The sequence below is a fragment of the Vogesella aquatica genome, from assembly GCF_028548455.1.
GTDB lineage: Bacteria > Pseudomonadota > Gammaproteobacteria > Burkholderiales > Chromobacteriaceae > Vogesella > Vogesella aquatica.
Window position 1 is genome coordinate 195,722 of the sequence record NZ_JAQQLF010000001.1, and the last position, 16,737, is coordinate 212,458.

The following is a 16,737-nucleotide window of genomic DNA, read 5'->3' on the forward strand; positions in this document are numbered from 1 at the left end:
ATAGCGCTGGCGGCAAGCCACACTCTACCTGCCGCGCAAATGAGCCATTACGGGGCATGGCGCACCAGTACGACACCTGCATGCAACCCGTCTTCGTGCATGCCTCATTACTGTGCAAACCACACGCCGCCAAGCCATTGGCAAGCCCATGCCGACTGGCACAGGGCTTGCTGTTCTGCACAGGACATCTACCGCAGGAGAGTGCCATGCATGCCCTGACCCTACCCGAGTCCGGCCACTACGACGAGATGCTGCTAGACAGCGGCGGCATCCGCCCGCACTACCGCGACTTTGCCCGCTGGCTGCACTCGCAGCCGCCAGAAACCCTGGCGCGCAAACGTGCCGAGGCCGACCTGATGTTCCACCGTGTCGGCATTACCTTTGCCGTGTACGGCGACGATTCCGGCGCCGAGCGGCTGATTCCGTTCGATACCGTGCCGCGCATCATCCCGGCCAGCGACTGGCAAACGCTGGAAGCCGGCATGCGCCAGCGTGTTACCGCGCTGAACGCCTTCCTGCACGACATCTACCACGAACAGCACATCGTGAAAGCCGGGCTGATTCCGGCCGAGCAGGTGTTTTCCAACAGCCAGTACCAGCCGGCCATGCAGGGGCTGGACCTGCCGCACCGCATCTACGCGCACATCACCGGCGTAGACGTGATCCGCCACAGCGACGGCAACTTCTACGTGCTGGAAGACAACCTGCGCGTGCCGTCCGGCGTGTCCTACATGCTGGAAAACCGCAAGATGATGATGCGGCTGTTCCCCGAGCTGTTTGCCAGCCACGCGGTGGCGCCGGTGCAGCATTACCCCACGCTGCTGCTCAATACGCTGCGCCACGCCAGCGCGGTGGATAACCCCACCGTGGTGGTGCTGACGCCAGGCCACCACAATAGCGCCTACTTCGAGCACGCTTTCCTGGCGCAGCAGATGGGGGTGGAACTGGTGGAAGGGCAGGACCTGTTCGTGAAGAACAACCGCGTGTACATGCGCACCACCGCCGGCCACAAACAGGTAGACGTGATCTACCGCCGCATCGACGACGCCTTCCTCGACCCGCTGGCTTTCCGCGCCGACAGCATGCTGGGCGTGCCCGGCCTGCTGTCGGTGTACCGCGCCGGCGGCGTGATCCTGGCCAACGCCATCGGCACCGGCGTAGCGGACGACAAGTCCATCTACCCCTACGTGCCGGACATGATCCGCTTCTACCTGTCGGAAGAGCCGCTGCTGCAAAACGTGCCCACCTGGATGTGCCGCCGCCCAGCCGAGCTGGACCACGTGCTGAACAACCTGCACGAGCTGGTGGTGAAAGAAGTCCACGGCGCCGGCGGCTACGGCATGCTGATCGGCCCGGCCGCCAGCGCCGCCGAGATCGAAGACTTCCGCCAGCGCATCATCGCCGACCCCGGCAACTACATCGCCCAGCCCACGCTGTGCCTGTCGTCCTGCCCCACCTTTGTGGAGTCGGGCATTGCCCCGCGCCATATCGACCTGCGCCCCTTTGTGCTGTCCGGGCGCGACATCAGCATGGTGGCCGGCGGGCTGACCCGCGTGGCACTGAAAGAAGGCTCGCTGGTGGTGAATTCGTCGCAAGGCGGCGGCACCAAAGACACCTGGATTCTGGAGGACCAATCATGATGCTCTCGCGCACCGCATCCCAGCTGTACTGGATGAGCCGCTATATGGAACGCGCCGAAAACCTGGCGCGCCTGCTGGACGTAACCCACAGCCTGTCGCTGCTGCCGCAATCGCGCGGTGGGGCCGACATCAGCGCCGCGCTGGCCACCACCGGCGCACTGGAAGCCTGCCGCACGCGCCACCCGCAGCTGGCCGCCGGCGACGTGATGCACTTCATGACCTTTGATGCGGCCAACCCGGCCAGCATCGTGAACTGCCTGAAGTACGCGCGCGAAAACGCCCACGCCGTGCGCGGCAAGATCACCGGCGAAATGTGGGAAAGCATCAACGCCAGCTGGCTGGAGGCGCGCCAGATGGGGCTGGAAGGCCGCCCGCTGGCCGGCTTTTTCGACTGGGTGAAAGAACGCTCGCACCTGTTCCGCGGCACCACCTACGGCACCATCCAGCGTAACGATGCCTTCTCGTTCATCCGCCTGGGTACCTTCATGGAGCGTGCCGACAACACCGCACGGCTGATCAACGTGAAATCGCACCTGGTGGGCAACGCCGCCGAAGACAGCGCCGCCGACTTTTACCTGTGGGGCGCGCTGCTGCGCTCGCTGGGCGCCTTCGAGGCCTACCACGAGCTATACCGCGACACGCTCAGCTCGCGCCGCGTGGCCGAGCTGCTGATCCTGCGCCCGGACGTGCCGCGCTCGCTGCGTGCCTGCATGGACGAAATCGCCGAGCTGCTACCGCTCATCAAGGGCGACACCGGCCACCGCGCCAAACGCCTGGCCGCCACACTGCACGCCGAGCTCAGTTACGACGAAATCGACACCATTCTGGCCGGAGGCCTGCACGCCTACCTGACCCAGTTTCTCAGCCAGATCTACGGCCTGGGCGACGCCATTCACGGTGCCTACCTGGAGGCAGCATGAGCGAACTCTTCATCCGCGAGGCCACACCGGACGACGCCGCCGCCATCTGCGCCATCTACAACCCCTATATCGAGTACACCACCATCTCGTTCGAGGAAAAACCGGTAGCCGTCAGCGAGATGGCCGAGCGCATCGCCCACACCCAGGCCCAGGGCCTGCCATGGCTGGTGGCCGAAGCCGGCGGCGACATGCTGGGCTACGCCTACGCCACGCGCTGGCGCGTGCGCCCGGCCTACCGCCACGCGGTGGAAAGCAGCATCTACATGCGCCAGGCCACGGTAGGCCAGGGCGTGGGCAAGCTGCTGTACCGCGAGCTGATACGCCGCCTGGCCGTGCTGGGCCTGCACACCGTGATTGGCGGCGTGGCGCAGCCCAACCCGGCCAGCGACGGCCTGCACCGCGCGCTGGGCTTCAAGCAAGTGGCCCAGTTTGAACAGGTTGGCCGCAAGTTCGGCCGCTGGCTGGACGTGGCCTACTGGCAGCTCCCCCTTACCCGAGACCTTGCGGAGGCATCATGCAACTGACCATCGACCACGAAACCGTCTACCGTTACGACGACACCGTCAGCCACAGCACGCAGTACCTGCGCCTGACCCCGGCCAGCAGCGGCCACCAGCGCGTGGTGAGCTGGCAGCTGGAGCTACCGGTGGCCGCCAGCGAAAGTACCGACGCCTACGGCAATATCCTGCACGTGCTGACGCTGGACACGCCGCACAGCGAAATCCGCCTGAAAGCACGCGGCGTGGTGGAAACCTGCGACGACTGGCTAGGCCAGCCAGAAACACTGCCGGCACCGGTATTCCTGCGCGAAACCGCGCTGACCGAGCCGGACGACGCCATCCGGGCGCTGGCCGCCGCCCACGCCGACGCCATGGCGGCCAACCCCGAAACGGGCCTCGCCGCGCTGATGCTGGCCATTGCCGACGCCATGCCGTACACGCAGGACGTCACCCACGCCGCCACCACCGCCGCACAGGCACTGGCACTGGGTGCCGGCGTGTGTCAGGATCACAGCCATGTGTTTATCGCGGCCTGCCGCAGGCTGGGCCTGCCGGCGCGTTACGTCAGCGGCTACCTGCTGAGCGACCGCGATACGCACGTGGCCAGCCACGCCTGGGCAGAAGTGTATGCCGGCGAACAGTGGCTGGGTTTCGACATCAGCAACCGCAAGCGCCCCGACCGCCACCACCTGAAGCTGGCCGTGGGTCTGGACTACAGCGACGCCAGCCCGGTACGCGGCGTGCGCCGCGGGGGCGGCAGCGAAGCGCTGCAGGCGCATGCACGGGTTTCGGAGGCAGACCAGCAATGACCTATTGCGTAGGCATGGTACTGGACGAGGGGCTGATCTTTGCATCGGACTCGCGCACCAATGCGGGGGTGGACCACGTGGCCACCTTCCGCAAAATGAACGTGATCGCGGTACCGGGCGAGCGCCAGATCGTGCTGCTGAACGCCGGCAACCTGGCCACCACGCAAAGCGTGGTCAGCCTGCTGAAAAACCGGCTGGCGCACGATGCGGCCAACCTGCACACGGTGAAAAGCCTGTACGAGGCTGCCGAGCTGGTGGGCCAAACCATACGCGAAGTACTGGCGCGCGACGGCAACGGCAGCACCCAGGGGCAGGGCGTGGATTTCAGCTGCAGCTTCCTGGTAGGCGGCCAGATCCGTGGCGAGCCGCCACGGCTGTTCCAGGTCTACCCGCAGGGCAACTTCATCGAAGCCACGCCGGACACCCCGTATTTGCAGATAGGCGAAGCCAAGTACGGCAAACCCATTCTGGACCGCGTGATCAGCCACCGCACCCCGCTGGCGCAGGCCATCAAATGCACGCTGATCTCGTTCGACTCCACCATCCGCTCCAACCTGTCGGTGGGCCTGCCCATCGACCTGCTGTGGCAGCAGCGCGATAACTTCGATTTCGCACCACGCCACCGTGTAACCGAAGACGACCCCTACTTCCTGCAGCTGCGCCAGGGCTGGGGCGAGGGGCTGCGCCAGGTGTTCGGCCAGCTGCCGGACGCGCTGTGGTTCAAGGACGGCGACGGCGCAGACTGAGCAGCGTGCGCCACAGCAACAAGGGCAAGCCATACGGCTTGCCCTTGTGCGTTTCTGGCGGCTGCGGCCAACGTTGGCCGCCAGGCTTAGTCGCCGCGCACCGGCACCACTTTGCCGGCGGCGTCGCGGGCGCGCTCGCGGGCGCTGCCCACATCGTCGGCGTAGGCCACCGCCACGCCCATGCGGCGGCGCTCGAAGCTTTCCGGTTTGCCGAACAGGCGGATATCCGCGCCCGGTACCGCCAGCGCCTCGGCCACACCGTCAAACGCGATGCCGGCCGCTTCCAGGCGGCCGTAGATCACCGCCGACGCTGCCGGCGTGCGCAGGCTCACGTCCACCGGCAGGCCCAGAATGGCGCGCGCGTGCAGCTCGAACTCGCTGAAACGCTGGCTGGCCAGCGTCACCAGCCCGGTGTCGTGCGGGCGCGGGCTCACTTCGGAGAACCACACCGTGTCGCCCTTCACAAACAGCTCCACACCAAACAGGCCACGGCCACCCAGCGCGGCGGTGACCTTGGCGGCCATCTCCTGCGCCCGCTGCTGCGCCAGCGCGCTCATCGCCTGCGGCTGCCAGCTTTCCACGTAGTCGCCGCGCTGCTGCAAATGGCCCACCGGGGCGCAGAAATGGGTGGCCACACCACCGTGGCCGTCGTTGGCGCGCACGGTCAGCAGGGTGATCTCGTACTCGAAATCGATGAAGCCTTCCACGATGACGCGGCCCTTGTCCACGCGGCCGGCGCTGACGGCGTAATCCCAGGCGGCAGCCACATCGGCGGGGCCTTTCAGCAGCGATTGCCCTTTGCCGCTGGACGACATCACCGGCTTCACCAGGCAGGGGTAGCCGATGCCGGCGTCGATGGCGGCCTGCAGTTCGGCCAGGCTGCTGGCAAACGCGTACGGCGAGGTGGGCAGGCCCAGTTCTTCTGCCGCCAGGCGGCGGATGCCTTCGCGGTTCATGGTGAGGTTGGCCGCACGCGCGGTGGGAATCACCTCGGCCAGGCCGTCGGCCTCGATGCGCAGCAGCTCTTCGGTAGCGATGGCTTCGATTTCCGGCACCACCAGGTGCGGGCGCTCGGCCTCTACCAGCGCACGCAGCGCGGCGGGGTCGGCCATATTGATAACGTGGCTGCGGTGCGCCACCTGCATGGCCGGCGCGTCCGGGTAACGGTCGACGGCGATGGTTTCCACGCCCAGCCGTTGCAGGGCAATGACCACTTCCTTGCCCAGTTCGCCACTGCCCAGCAGCATGACGCGTCGTGCCGACGCGGAAAGAGGGGTACCAATACGCATGACAAGCTCCCGAAGGCCAAAATGACAGCCGGTATGGTATGCCAAACCACCACCGCCGTGGCGTGCATGCTGCGTGTCGGCTTTGTAAACGGCTTGTTGCAGGGCGGGACAAAATGGCGACCATGCCAGGATATGCCCGATACACGGGGCTGCTTGAATGATACCGGACACCACAAACCGGACCCGCACCATGCGCCGCCTCGCCTTGCTCTGCCCCGTGCTCCTGCTTGCTGCCTGCACTACCCATTCCGTGGTGCAGCTGCCCACCAGCAGCTACCCCCAGCTCAAACCCATGCTGGCCTCGCCCGGCGACGGCGGCATTTTCAACCCGGCCACCGCCAGGCTGTTCTTCGAGACACAAATCGCCCGCCATGTAGGCGACGCGGTAACGGTGAGCATAGAAGAAGACATGAGCAGCAGCACCAGCCGCGCGCTGGACGACAAAGCCACCGGCGCCAATACGGTGAAAGGCCCGGGAGCGTTGCATACCCTGCCGGGCCTGGTGAAAGAAGTGTTCGATGTGGACGTGAATTCCAGCTATTCGCTGGCCGACAAAGACGACAGCAAAATGAACAACCGCACCAAGATCAGCGGCAACATGATGGTGTCGGTGCTGGACGTGCTGCCCAACGGCTACCTGGTGGTAGGCGGCGACAAGGTGGTGCTGCTCAATGGCAAGCAAAGCACGCTGCGCTTTTCCGGCATCATCAACAGCGCACAACTACAGCCGAACAACAGCATCTCGTCGCGCTACGTGATTAACGCCCGCCTGGACCAGATCAACCAGAACATGCCGCTGGATGCCAGCGTGCTGGCCTGGGTGCAGTTTCTGTTTGGCGCGGCGGTTACGCTTTACTAGGCATTAGGGCTGGCGCGGCGGGGTGGACACCAGCTCGTCCAGCAGGAAAATCAGCTTGGCCTCGGTGCTGGCCCAACGGTCGAAACCCAGCATGCGCGGCTCGTACACCACCTTGCCCAGCGTGGTGCTGCCCTGTTTCAGCGCCATGCTGGCGTAGTTCAGGTAGGAAAAATCCTGCTCCCACGCGCGGGTAGCGGCGTACACCAGGGTCACACAGCCGCCGGGCACCGCACCCGATGCGTATACCTGGGTTTCTATACGGCGGCGGCGCAAGGCCGCCTCGATCACCGTCAGCATGTCCGGCACGGTAACCGCCTCGTTCCACTCGATACAGATTTTCTGGAAAGGGGCAGGGCGGCGTGACGCGCTCTGCTCGGCCTTTTCGGCCATGGCCTGCATTTCGCTGGCAGTAGAAAACGAAAAGGTAAACACGTCACGCGCCGGGCTGGGCAGGTTCTGTACGGTAATGCAGCCGGACAGCAAACCCAGGCAGCCGAGCAGCGCCAGGCGGAAAAACGGGTAAATAGGCATGGCAACAAGCCGCATGGCGGCAGCAGTGATTTGCTGCAGTCTACGGGCGCCATTATTGCCACCGTTTGGCCACTTTGTATGCAAACACATACAAAGCGCACAAATCAGCGGGGCATTGCCCTATTAAGCTGTACCTGACGCCACCTTACCCACACACGGCACGCCACGCACTACCCCTGCCTGGCAGCGCCAGCACCTGGCACCGCCCCTGCGGCCAACCAGGCATGACCACGGACACACCATGCAGCACACGACAGACGCCACCGCGACACCCGGCCCCTTTTCAGGCGATAGCCTGCGCGTTCTGGTGGTAGACGACGACCAGGCGATACGCGAGCTGGTCTGCCAATACCTGGGCGGTTTTGCCATGGTGGCCGAGGGCGCGGCAGACGGCCGCGAAATGGAAGCCTGGCTGGCGCGCCAGCATTTTGACGCCATCGTGCTGGATCTGATGCTGCCAGGCGAAAACGGCCTGAGCCTGTGCAAACGGCTGCGCAGCCAGTCCGACATCCCTATCCTGATGATGAGCGCGCGCAACGACCTGACCGAGCGCATCATCAGCCTGGAAATCGGCGCCGACGACTTTCTGTCCAAACCGTTCGACACCCGCGAGCTGGTGGCCCGCCTGCACTCGGTACTGCGCCGCAACCGCAGCCAGGCCAGGCCGGCGCTGCCCGACAGCGGCCACCAGCGCGTGCGTTTTGGCAACTGGCTGCTCAACAGTACCCTGCGCCAGCTGCACGACCCGCAGGGGACCGTGATCCCGCTATCCAGCGCCGAATTCCGCCTGCTGTCGGTGCTGGTGCAGCGCCCGCACACGGTGCTGGACCGCGAGCTACTGCTGGACCTGACCCGCGGCGGCACGGTGGACGTATTCGACCGCAGCATCGATATCCTGATCTCGCGCCTGCGCGGCAAGCTGCGCGACGACCCGCGCAACCCGGCGCTGATCCGCACCGTACGCGGCGAAGGCTATATGCTGGACGCGCATATCAGCGCCGCCTAGCCGCCACACGTAGCAAGGCCGCCCCTGCGGGGCGGCCTTGTGCGCTTAGCCTGCGGCCAACCTTACACCGCTAGCAGGCCACGTTTTTCCAGCATCGGCGCCGCCTGCGGGTCGTGGCCACGGAAGGCGCGGAACGCCGCCCGCTGCTCGCGCGCGTCGCCGGCGCTGTAAATGTAACGCTGCAGCTTGGCAGCCAGCGCGGCGTCAAACGGGTTGCCGGCTTCTTCAAACGCCGCAAACGCTTCGGCCTCCAGCACCTCGGCCCACATATACACGTAGTAGCCGGCGGCGTAGTAGTCGTCGGAAAACACGTGGCCAAAGTGCGGCAGGCGGTGGTTCATGCCCGCTTCCGGCGGCACGCCCAGGCGCGTACGCTCGGCTGCCTCGAAGGCGAGGATGTCCACGCCGTCGGCGTCGCTACGCTGGTGCAGCGCCAGGTCGATCAGCGTGGACGCGCTGTAGCGCACGGTCTCGAAGCCCTGGTTGAAGGTGCTGGCGGCCTTGATAGCGGCCACCAGTGCCGGCGGAATCGGCTCGCCGCTGTCCACATGGCGCGCGTGCTCGGCCAGCACTTCCGGCACCAGCGCCCAGTTTTCCAGCAGCTGCGACGGCAGCTCCACGTAGTCCTGCGGCGTATTGGGGCCGGACAGCAGGCGGTACTGCACGTCGGACAGCAGGCCGTGCAGCGCGTGGCCGAACTCGTGGAACAAGGTGCGCACGTCGTCAAAGCTCAGCAGGGTAGGGCCGCTGCCAGCCTTGGCGAAGTTGTTGTTATTGATGACGATAGGCAGCACGCGGTCTGTGCCCTTGCCGCTTTGCTGCTGGAACAAGTGCATCCACGCCCCGCCGCGTTTGCCATGGCGCGCGTAGTTGTCGCCGATGAACAGGCCGACCACGGTGTCGTCGCGGCGCACTTCCCATACCCGCACGTCGGGGTGGTAGCGCGGCAGGTCGTCACGCGGGGCGAACTGCAGGCCAAACAGGCGGCCGGCCACGTCGAACATGGCGGCCTGCATGCGCGGCAGGCTGAAGTAGGGTTTGATCTGGGCGTCGTCCAGCGCGTAGCGCGCCACACGCACTTTTTCGGCCAGCAGCCACCAGTCCCACGGCTGGATGTCTTGCGGCAGGCCCTGGCGCGCCGCTTCCTGCTGCAGCATGACTTTTTCGGCGGCAAAACGTTGCTTGGCCGGCTCCCACACTTGCGCCAGCAGGTCGTACACCGCCTGCGGCTTGCCGGCCATGCGGTCTTCCAGCGCGTAGTCGGCGTAGCTGGCGTAGCCCAGCAGCGCGGCTTTCTCGGTACGCAGCGCCAGAATCTCGCGCGCCAGCGGCGCGTTGACGCGCGCCGGGTTTTCGCCACGGCTGGTCCAGGCGCGCCACAGCTGTTCGCGCAGGTCGCGGCGGGTGGAGTAGGTCAGAAAACCGATCACCGCCGAACGCGACAGCGTCAGCGCGTAGCCATCCAGCCCGCGTTCGGTAGCGGCGTTGCGTGCCGCATCCAGCACGTAGCCGGGCAGGCCGTCGATATCCTGCTCGCCCAGCGGCAGTACGTACTCGCCCTCGTCGGCCAGCACGTTCTGGCTGAACGCGGTTTGCAGCTCGGCCAGGCGCGACACGATGGCGGCAAAGCGGCTGCGCGCCGCGCCATCCAGCCGGGCGCCTGCACGCACAAAGTTGCGGTGCAGGCGCGCCAGCAGGCGCTGCTGCTCTTCGTCCAGCCCCAGCGCGGCGCGTTCGCGGTACACCGCGTCCAGGCGGGCAAACAGCGCGGCGTTCAGGTACACGCTGCTGTGGTGGGCGGCCAGGCGCGGCGCCATGTCGCGCTCTACCGCCTGCAGCGCATCGCTGCCTACCGAGGCAGACAGGTTGTCCAGCAGCAGGCTGGCGCGTTCCAGCAGCAGGCCGCTCTGGGCCAGTGCGGCAACGGTATTGGCAAAATCGGGGGCAGCCGGGTTGGCCGCAATGGTGTCCAGCTCGGCCTGATGGGCGGCGAACAGCGCCTCGAACGCCGGTACAAAGTGCGCGGCGTCGATCTGGTCGAACGGGGGAAACTGGTGGGGCGTATCCCAGTTGGCTAGCAGCGGATTGGTGCTCATGGCAGCCTTTCTGTCATGGAAGATGGCCGGGTAAGCCGGTATTTCACTGTATCACAAAGCCATGGCGGCCTTGGCGTGGCACAAACTGTCCTTTGGTGCCGGCCATCAGGCCGCCAGCACGCGCTGCGCCGCCACGTCGCCCCACCATGCAGCCTCTTCAAACAGCGACAGGCCGGACAAATCGGCGTGGGCGAACAGGATGGGGCCGTCGGCGGTGCGCAGTGCGGCCAGGCCGGGGTTGGCCAGAAAGCCCGGCTGCGGGCTGGCCATGGCGTGGGCGCGTACTGTCAGGCGTGCGGCCAACATATGGCGGCGCAGGCGCGGCCCGTACACGGCGTACAGGTCAGCCGTAGCCTGCTCAAACAGCGCGTCGGCGCTGGCAGCGGCCAACCATGGCCGCGTGGCGGCGGGCGGCGCATCGGCAAAGGCGTGGTAGGTGGTGAATACCGTGCGCTCCGGCAGCGCGGCGCGGATCAGCTGGTGGGTGGCCACCACGTAGCCCAGGCTGCGGCTGCCGTACACCACGTTGTCCCACGCCAGCGGCTGGCTGGCCGGCTCGGCGGGGAAGCGCGCCAGCAGCACATTGCCCACCAGCCACGGCGCCCGCGGCGGCAGGTGGGCGCGTTCAAAGCCCAGCGCTGGCAGCTGCGGCAGCAGGTGCCAGGCCACGTGCAGCGGCGTGGCCACGATAACGCGCCGTGCGATCAGCCGCTGCGCACCGGTAGCGTCGATGTAATCCACCTGCACCTGCTTGCCGTGCTGGCGGATGCGCCAGGCGGCGCCGTCCAGCTGCTTGTCGGGGCCGATGCGGCCGCGCATATGGCGCAGTAGCGGGTTCAGCCCGTCCGGCCAGGTGAGCACCGCACCGTCCTCGGCGTTGGCCGCATGGCCGCCACGGGCGGCAAAGTAGTGCAGGCCGGCCCAGGCCGAGGTATGCGCCAGCGTGCTGCCGTAATCGTCGCGGCAGCAGTAGTCCAGATACCACAGCAGGCCGGGCGCGGTGTAACCGTGCGCCGCCAGCCAGCTGGCAAAGCTTTGCCTGTCCAGCGCGCGCCAGGCCGGGTCTTGCGACGCCAGCGCGGTGGGCACGGTAAACACGCGGCGGCCGTCGGCGCCGTGCTGTAGCTGCAATTGTTTCACGTGAAGCAAAAAGCGCTGCTGCTGCGCGTCGTCGGCAGCACCCAGGCCGCGCGGCAGCAGGCCATCCTGCCACTGGCCGTCACGCCACAGCCGCTCGTCCGGCGCGTGCACCAGCACGCGTTCGTCAAACGTTGGCCGCAGGCTGTCGCTGCCGGCTTCGATCACGCCCATCTCGGCCAGCAGCGTGCGCACGTGCGCCGACTCGGGCGAGGGCAGCGGCAGGTAGTGCGCGCCGGTGGGGTAGCGCCAGCCGTCAAAGGCACCGGCGGCAGCGTTGCCGTCCGGCTCCGGCCCGTTCAGCAGTACAAAGTCGCGGTAGCCTTCGCGCGCCAGCCGCCAGCCGGCAAACAGGCCGGCCACGCCGCTGCCGACGATCACGGTGTCCACGCGCCGCTCGCTACGTGGCGGCGGCAGCGTGGCGGCGTCGCGCAGGCGGTGGCCGGCGGCCATGCCGGGGCGCAACACGTCCACCGGCAAGCCCCAGCCCAGCAGCTGCTGGCAGCCGGCAAGCAGCGGCAAGCCGGCCAGCGCGGCGGCGGTGCGCAGAAAGTCGCGGCGCTGCATCAGCGGATCACCTGCGACCAGTCCTGCTCGAAGTAATGCACCAGGCGCTGGTCGTTCAGCTGGTTGGGTTCGACGCGCCACGGCTGCATGTCGGGCGGGAAGAAGAACATCTGCCGCGTGGCTTCGCGGTCGAGGAATTTCAGCGGCACGCGGTAGGCCTGCGGCGGCGTGTAGCCGGGGCGATGGGCGGCGATGATGAAGCCCCACTCGCCAAACGACGGCACGTAGGCGTGGTACGGCGTGGTAGCCAGCCCGGCGGCGCGCAGCGTGGCGTTGATGCTCCAATAGGAACGCGGCGCGTGGTAGGGCGAGGTGGATTGCACCACCGCCAGGCCGTTGTCGGCCAGATGGCGCGACAGCAGCCGGTACAGCGGCACCGAGTACAGCTTGCCCAGCGCAAAGCTGGACGGGTCGGGGAAGTCCACGATGATGGCGTCGAACACCTCGGCGTGCTGCTCCAGCCAGCGCGCCGCGTCGTCGTTCACCACGCGCAGGCGCGGGTTGCGCAGCGAGCCGCCGTTCAGCGCCAGCAGCGGCGCGCTACGGCTGAACAGGCCGGTCATCGCCGGGTCCAGGTCCACCAGCGTGACCTGTTGCACCTGGGGGTATTTCAGCACCTCGCGCGCGGCCAGGCCGTCGCCGCCACCCAGGATCAGCACCCGCCGCGCCCACGGCAGCGCGCCCAGTACCGGGTGCACCAGCGCCTCGTGGTAGCGGTGTTCGTCGCGGCTGGAAAACTGCAGGTTGCCGTTGATGTACAGCCGCAGGTCGCCCTTCCAGCGTGTCAGCACCAGGCGCTGGTAGGGCGTGGTTTCGGCGTGGATGACGTCGTCGCCGTAGATGGCTTTTTCGTTCCAGCGCGTCAGCTCGTCGGCGGCGATAAAGCCGCCGCCCAGCACCAGCAGCACCAGCAGGCTGCGCAGGTACTGCACGGTTGGCCGCAACAGCTCGGCGCGGAACACGCGGCAGGTCCACAGCGCCACCGCCACGTTGCTCAGGCCGAACAGCAGGGCCGAACGCGCCAGCCCCAGCCGCGGCGCCAGCACGATGGGAAACAGCAGCGACACCGCCAGCGCGCCCAGGTAGTCGAAGGTGAGCACGCGGCTCACCAGCTCGGCAAAGCGCTGCTCGCGCTGGTGCAGCAGCCGCATCACCAGCGGAATCTCCATGCCCACCATGGCGCCGGTGAGAAACACCAGCGCGTACAGCGTGAGGCGGAACGACTCGCCGCTCCAGGCAAACACGGCAAACAGCGCGCTGGCAGACAGGCCGCCCAGCAGCGCCACCAGCAGCTCGATCTCGACAAAGGTGTCCAGCACGCGCTCGTCTTTCACGTACTGCGACAGATGCGAGCCCACGCCCATGGCAAACAGGTAGCAGCCGATGATGGACGAGAACTGCAGCACCGAATCGCCCAGCAGGTAGCTGGCCAGCGCGCCGGCGATCAGCTCGTAGGCCAGGCCGCAGGACGCCACCACAAACACCGACAGGATAAGCAGACGATCGCGCATGCAGGCTTTCATGAAACGTGGGTAGAATGGCCAGCATTATTGCCCAAGCCTGCCAAGGACGCTGCATATGTCTACCGCCTTCCTGCCTGCCCTGTTGGCTTACCTGTCCTACGTGGGCAGCGGCGCGCTGCTGCTGGCGCTGTTTACCGTGCTGTACTGCCGCGTGACGCCGCTGGACGAAATGCAGCTGATCCGCCAGCACAACCAGGCGGCGGCGCTGTCGTTTGGCGGTGCGCTGGTGGGCTTTTCGCTGACGCTGGCGTCCAGCGCCTGGCACCTGAACACCCTGCCAAGCTTCATGCAGTGGGGCGTGCTGGCGCTGCTGGTGCAGATTGTGGTGCACATGCTGCTATCGCGCTGCGTACGCGACTTGCAACAGGCGCTGCAGGATAACAACACCGCCATGGGCCTGCTGGCCGGCAGCGTGCAGCTGGCGGTGGGCGTGCTGAACGCCGGCAGCCTGTCCTGAAACTGAACGCGCGTAGCGCACCCGGTAGCCTTCTCCCTCAGGGAGAAGGTGGCGCAAAGCGCCGGATGAGGGTAGCGGGCGCGATCATTTGTTTACGACCCGGCTGCGGCCAACCTTGATGGAGTCTTCGCCATGAGTCTGTTTTCCTTCATTTCCAAGCAGTTCATCGACATCCTGGAATGGCAGGAGGAGGGCGACGGCGTCCTGGCCTGGCGCTACCCGATGCAGGACAACGAAATCCAGTACGGTGCCAGCCTGACCGTGCGCGAATCGCAAATGGCGGTATTCATCAACGAAGGCAAGATCGCCGACGTGTTCGGCCCCGGCATGCACAAGCTCACCACGCAAACGCTGCCGGTGCTGACCTACCTCAAGAACTGGGACAAGCTGTTCGAGTCGCCCTTCAAGTCCGACCTGGTGTTCTTCAGCACCCGGCTGCAGCTGGGGCGCAAATGGGGCACGCCGCAGCCGGTAACGCTGCGCGACCAGGATTTTGGCATGGTGCGGCTGCGCGCCTTCGGCATCTACAGCTACCGCATTACCGACCCCAAGCTGTTCTACACCGAAGTCAGCGGCACCCGCGAACGCTACACCGTGGACGACATGGAACAGCAGCTACGTAACCAGGTGGTGGCCGGCATGGCCGGCGCGCTGGGCGGCAGCGGCGTGCCCTTCCTCGACATGGCGGCCAACCAGGGCCTGATGGCCAGCACGCTGCAGCAGGCGCTGGCACCGGCCTTCGCCCGCTACGGCCTGGCGCTGGACAGCTTTGCGGTAGAAAACATCTCGCTGCCGGAAGAGCTGCAAAAAGCCATCGACAAGCGCATCGCCATCGGCATGGCCGGCGACCTGAACCAGTACACCCGCTACCAGGCCGCCGAAGCCATCCCGCTGGCAGCGCAGAACGAAGGCGGCCTGGCCGGCCTGGGCGCCGCGCTGTCCGCCGGCCTGGGCGTGGGGCAAGTGATGGGCCAGGCGCTACAACAAAGCCTGGCTACACCGGCAGCCGCCCCGGCGGCGACACCGGCCGCAGCACCCGCAGCCGACAGCCCGCAGGCCAAGCTGGCGCAGCTGAAGGGGCTGCTGGACGCCGGCCTGATCACCCAGGCCGACTACGACACGGCCAAGGCCGACGTACTGAAAAAGCTGGTGGGCTAAGCATGATCCACACTGCGGCCAACCCTGCCTGATGTACCACGTCGCCTGCCCCGCCTGCGGCGCCGACGTGCGCTTTCACGCCACCAGCTCGGTGCTGGCGGTGTGTAGCTATTGCCAGAGCACGCTGCTGCGCGACGCCGACAGCGTGCGCGACATCGGCAAAATGGCCACGCTGCTGGACGACTACTCGCCGCTGCAGATTGCCAGTAGCGGCATCTGGCGCGGCCGCCAGTTCACCGTGGTTGGCCGCATCCAGCTGCAGTACGACGCCGGCGTGTGGAACGAGTGGCATATCTTGTTCGATAACGGCGAAAGCGGCTGGCTGGCCGATAGCGTCGGCCAATACGTACTGACGCTGGCGCAAGGCCGCAGCGACAACGCCCCCGCCTTTGACAGCCTGCAAGCCGGCCAGCTCTGGCCGCAGGGCAAAGACAGCTTCGTATTCTGCGACATCCGCCGCGCGCGCTGCGTAGCGGGCGAGGGCGAGCTGCCGCGCCAGCTGCAGCCCGGCTACGACGCGCCGGTAGCCGACGCCCGCTGTGGTGGCCACTTCCTCACGCTGGACTACAGCGACGGCAGCCCGCCACAGCTGTACCTGGGCGAAGCGGTCACGCTCAAGCAACTGAACATGCAGCGCCTGCGCGACGAGCGCATGATCAGCGCCGCCACCGGCAAGCTCAAAGGTAGCGTGCAGCAGCTGGCTTGCCCGCAATGCGGCGCCAGCCTCGACTACCGCGCCGGCAGCGCCACCCACCTCAACTGCCCGTCGTGCGGCAGCGAAGTGGACATCCAGGGCGAACGCGCCACCGTGCTGGGCCAGCACAAGGCGCAGCAAACCAGCACGCTGCGTTTTACGCTGGCCAACGGCAGCCAGGCCACCATCGACGGCAAAGTGTGGACCATCATCGGCCTGCTGGGCTGGGTAGAAGACAAAGACCGCAACAGCAGCTGGAACGAATACCTGCTGTACGAGCCGCAGCAGGGCCTGCGCTGGCTCACCGAAACCGGTAACGGCTGGTGGCTGGGCACACTGATGGACATCTGGGTAGACCAGGCCGGCGCGCAGCAGGCCAGCTGGGGCAAGCAGCGCTTTGCCGCGCGCTACCCCGCCTACGACGCCCACATTGCCTACGCTGCCGGCGCCTTCCCGTGGCGCGCCCGCGTGGGCGAGCGCGTCAGCATCCGCGAATACATCAGCAGCGACGGCAACACCCTGCTGGCCTGCGAACAAAGCCCGCAGGAGCTGACCTGGAGCAGCAGCCGCAACGTGAGCCCGGCCGAGCTGGCGCGCTGGTTTGGCAAGGCGGCTCCGGTAGCCACCGCCTTCAAACCACAGGCTGCCGCCAGCAGCAAAGCCGCGCTACGCCCCATCGGCATGGCCGCCAGCGTGCTGCTGTGGCTGGTCAACGCGCCACTGCTGCTGGCCGGCGATACCGGCGGCACCCTGGCCATCTGTTTCATCGCCACCGTCATCCTGTGGCTACCGCTGGACAACTGAC

Annotated in this window: 15 protein-coding genes; 10 read left to right on the forward strand and 5 right to left on the reverse strand. The window is 66.8% G+C overall.

Annotated elements, in window-relative coordinates; translation table 11 throughout:
• The first annotated feature begins 206 nt into the window (after positions 1-206).
• From PQU95_RS00965 to PQU95_RS00985, 5 genes are read left to right on the forward strand one after another with little or no spacing between them, the layout of a single operon-like run.
• The gene (locus PQU95_RS00965; protein ID WP_272750274.1) at positions 207-1,640 is read left to right on the forward strand and encodes a circularly permuted type 2 ATP-grasp protein; all 1,434 of its coding nucleotides are present in this window, start codon (positions 207-209) and stop codon (positions 1,638-1,640) included.
• Complete coding sequence (locus PQU95_RS00970) at positions 1,637-2,560, forward strand: alpha-E domain-containing protein (protein ID WP_272750275.1); 924 nt, start codon at positions 1,637-1,639, stop codon at positions 2,558-2,560. The genes PQU95_RS00965 and PQU95_RS00970 overlap by 4 nt, the downstream gene beginning before the upstream one ends.
• Entirely contained in the window at positions 2,557-3,084 is a 528-nt protein-coding gene (locus tag PQU95_RS00975) for an arsinothricin resistance N-acetyltransferase ArsN1 family B (RefSeq protein WP_272750276.1), read from the forward strand. The genes PQU95_RS00970 and PQU95_RS00975 overlap by 4 nt, the downstream gene beginning before the upstream one ends.
• Complete coding sequence (locus PQU95_RS00980) at positions 3,075-3,869, forward strand: transglutaminase family protein (RefSeq protein ID WP_272750277.1); 795 nt, start codon at positions 3,075-3,077, stop codon at positions 3,867-3,869. Before PQU95_RS00975 ends, PQU95_RS00980 begins: the two co-directional genes overlap by 10 nt.
• A complete protein-coding gene (locus tag PQU95_RS00985) occupies positions 3,866-4,615 on the forward strand; it encodes a proteasome-type protease (protein WP_272750278.1) in 750 nt (249 codons plus the stop codon). Before PQU95_RS00980 ends, PQU95_RS00985 begins: the two co-directional genes overlap by 4 nt.
• An 86-nt stretch (positions 4,616-4,701) precedes the next feature.
• On the opposite strand, the gene purT is transcribed toward PQU95_RS00985, so the two are convergent.
• Positions 4,702-5,904, reverse strand: coding sequence for a formate-dependent phosphoribosylglycinamide formyltransferase (purT, locus tag PQU95_RS00990; RefSeq protein WP_272750279.1), 1,203 nt, complete (start codon positions 5,902-5,904; stop codon positions 4,702-4,704).
• A 190-nt stretch (positions 5,905-6,094) separates the two neighbouring features.
• Here purT and PQU95_RS00995 point away from each other — a divergent pair, with 190 nt between their 5' ends.
• Positions 6,095-6,763, forward strand: coding sequence for a flagellar basal body L-ring protein FlgH (locus PQU95_RS00995; RefSeq protein ID WP_227302077.1), 669 nt, complete (start codon positions 6,095-6,097; stop codon positions 6,761-6,763).
• Between the two features lie 3 nt (positions 6,764-6,766).
• Here the strand turns inward: PQU95_RS00995 and PQU95_RS01000 are convergent, their stop codons facing one another.
• On the reverse strand, positions 6,767-7,294 hold the full coding sequence (locus PQU95_RS01000; protein WP_272750280.1) for a hypothetical protein: 528 nt from the start codon (positions 7,292-7,294) through the stop codon (positions 6,767-6,769).
• Between the two features lie 241 nt (positions 7,295-7,535).
• On the opposite strand from PQU95_RS01000, the gene PQU95_RS01005 reads away from it, so the two are divergent.
• A complete protein-coding gene (locus tag PQU95_RS01005) occupies positions 7,536-8,300 on the forward strand; it encodes a response regulator (protein ID WP_272750281.1) in 765 nt (254 codons plus the stop codon).
• 62 nt (positions 8,301-8,362) lie between these two features.
• On the opposite strand, the gene PQU95_RS01010 is transcribed toward PQU95_RS01005, so the two are convergent.
• The 3 genes from PQU95_RS01010 to PQU95_RS01020 form a co-directional block, all read right to left on the reverse strand.
• Positions 8,363-10,396, reverse strand: coding sequence for a M3 family metallopeptidase (locus PQU95_RS01010; RefSeq protein ID WP_272750282.1), 2,034 nt, complete (start codon positions 10,394-10,396; stop codon positions 8,363-8,365).
• 105 nt (positions 10,397-10,501) lie between these two features.
• Positions 10,502-12,100, reverse strand: a complete 1,599-nt coding sequence (locus PQU95_RS01015) for an NAD(P)-binding protein (RefSeq protein WP_272750283.1) — start codon at positions 12,098-12,100, stop codon at positions 10,502-10,504.
• Positions 12,100-13,611 carry a polyamine aminopropyltransferase gene (locus tag PQU95_RS01020; RefSeq protein WP_272750284.1) on the reverse strand — a complete coding sequence of 504 codons (1,512 nt, stop codon included), beginning with the start codon at positions 13,609-13,611 and terminating at the stop codon, positions 12,100-12,102. Before PQU95_RS01020 ends, PQU95_RS01015 begins: the two co-directional genes overlap by 1 nt.
• A 67-nt stretch (positions 13,612-13,678) precedes the next feature.
• Here PQU95_RS01020 and PQU95_RS01025 point away from each other — a divergent pair, with 67 nt between their 5' ends.
• From PQU95_RS01025 to PQU95_RS01035, 3 genes are all read left to right on the forward strand, one after another.
• A complete protein-coding gene (locus PQU95_RS01025; protein WP_272750285.1) occupies positions 13,679-14,080 on the forward strand; it encodes a DUF350 domain-containing protein in 402 nt (133 codons plus the stop codon).
• Positions 14,081-14,218: 138 nt separating this feature from the next.
• On the forward strand, positions 14,219-15,238 hold the full coding sequence (locus PQU95_RS01030) for an SPFH domain-containing protein (RefSeq protein ID WP_272750386.1): 1,020 nt from the start codon (positions 14,219-14,221) through the stop codon (positions 15,236-15,238).
• Between the two features lie 31 nt (positions 15,239-15,269).
• Positions 15,270-16,736: a DUF4178 domain-containing protein gene (locus PQU95_RS01035; RefSeq protein WP_272750286.1), complete on the forward strand. Its 1,467-nt coding sequence runs from the start codon at positions 15,270-15,272 to the stop codon at positions 16,734-16,736.
• The last annotated feature ends 1 nt before the right edge of the window (position 16,737 follow it).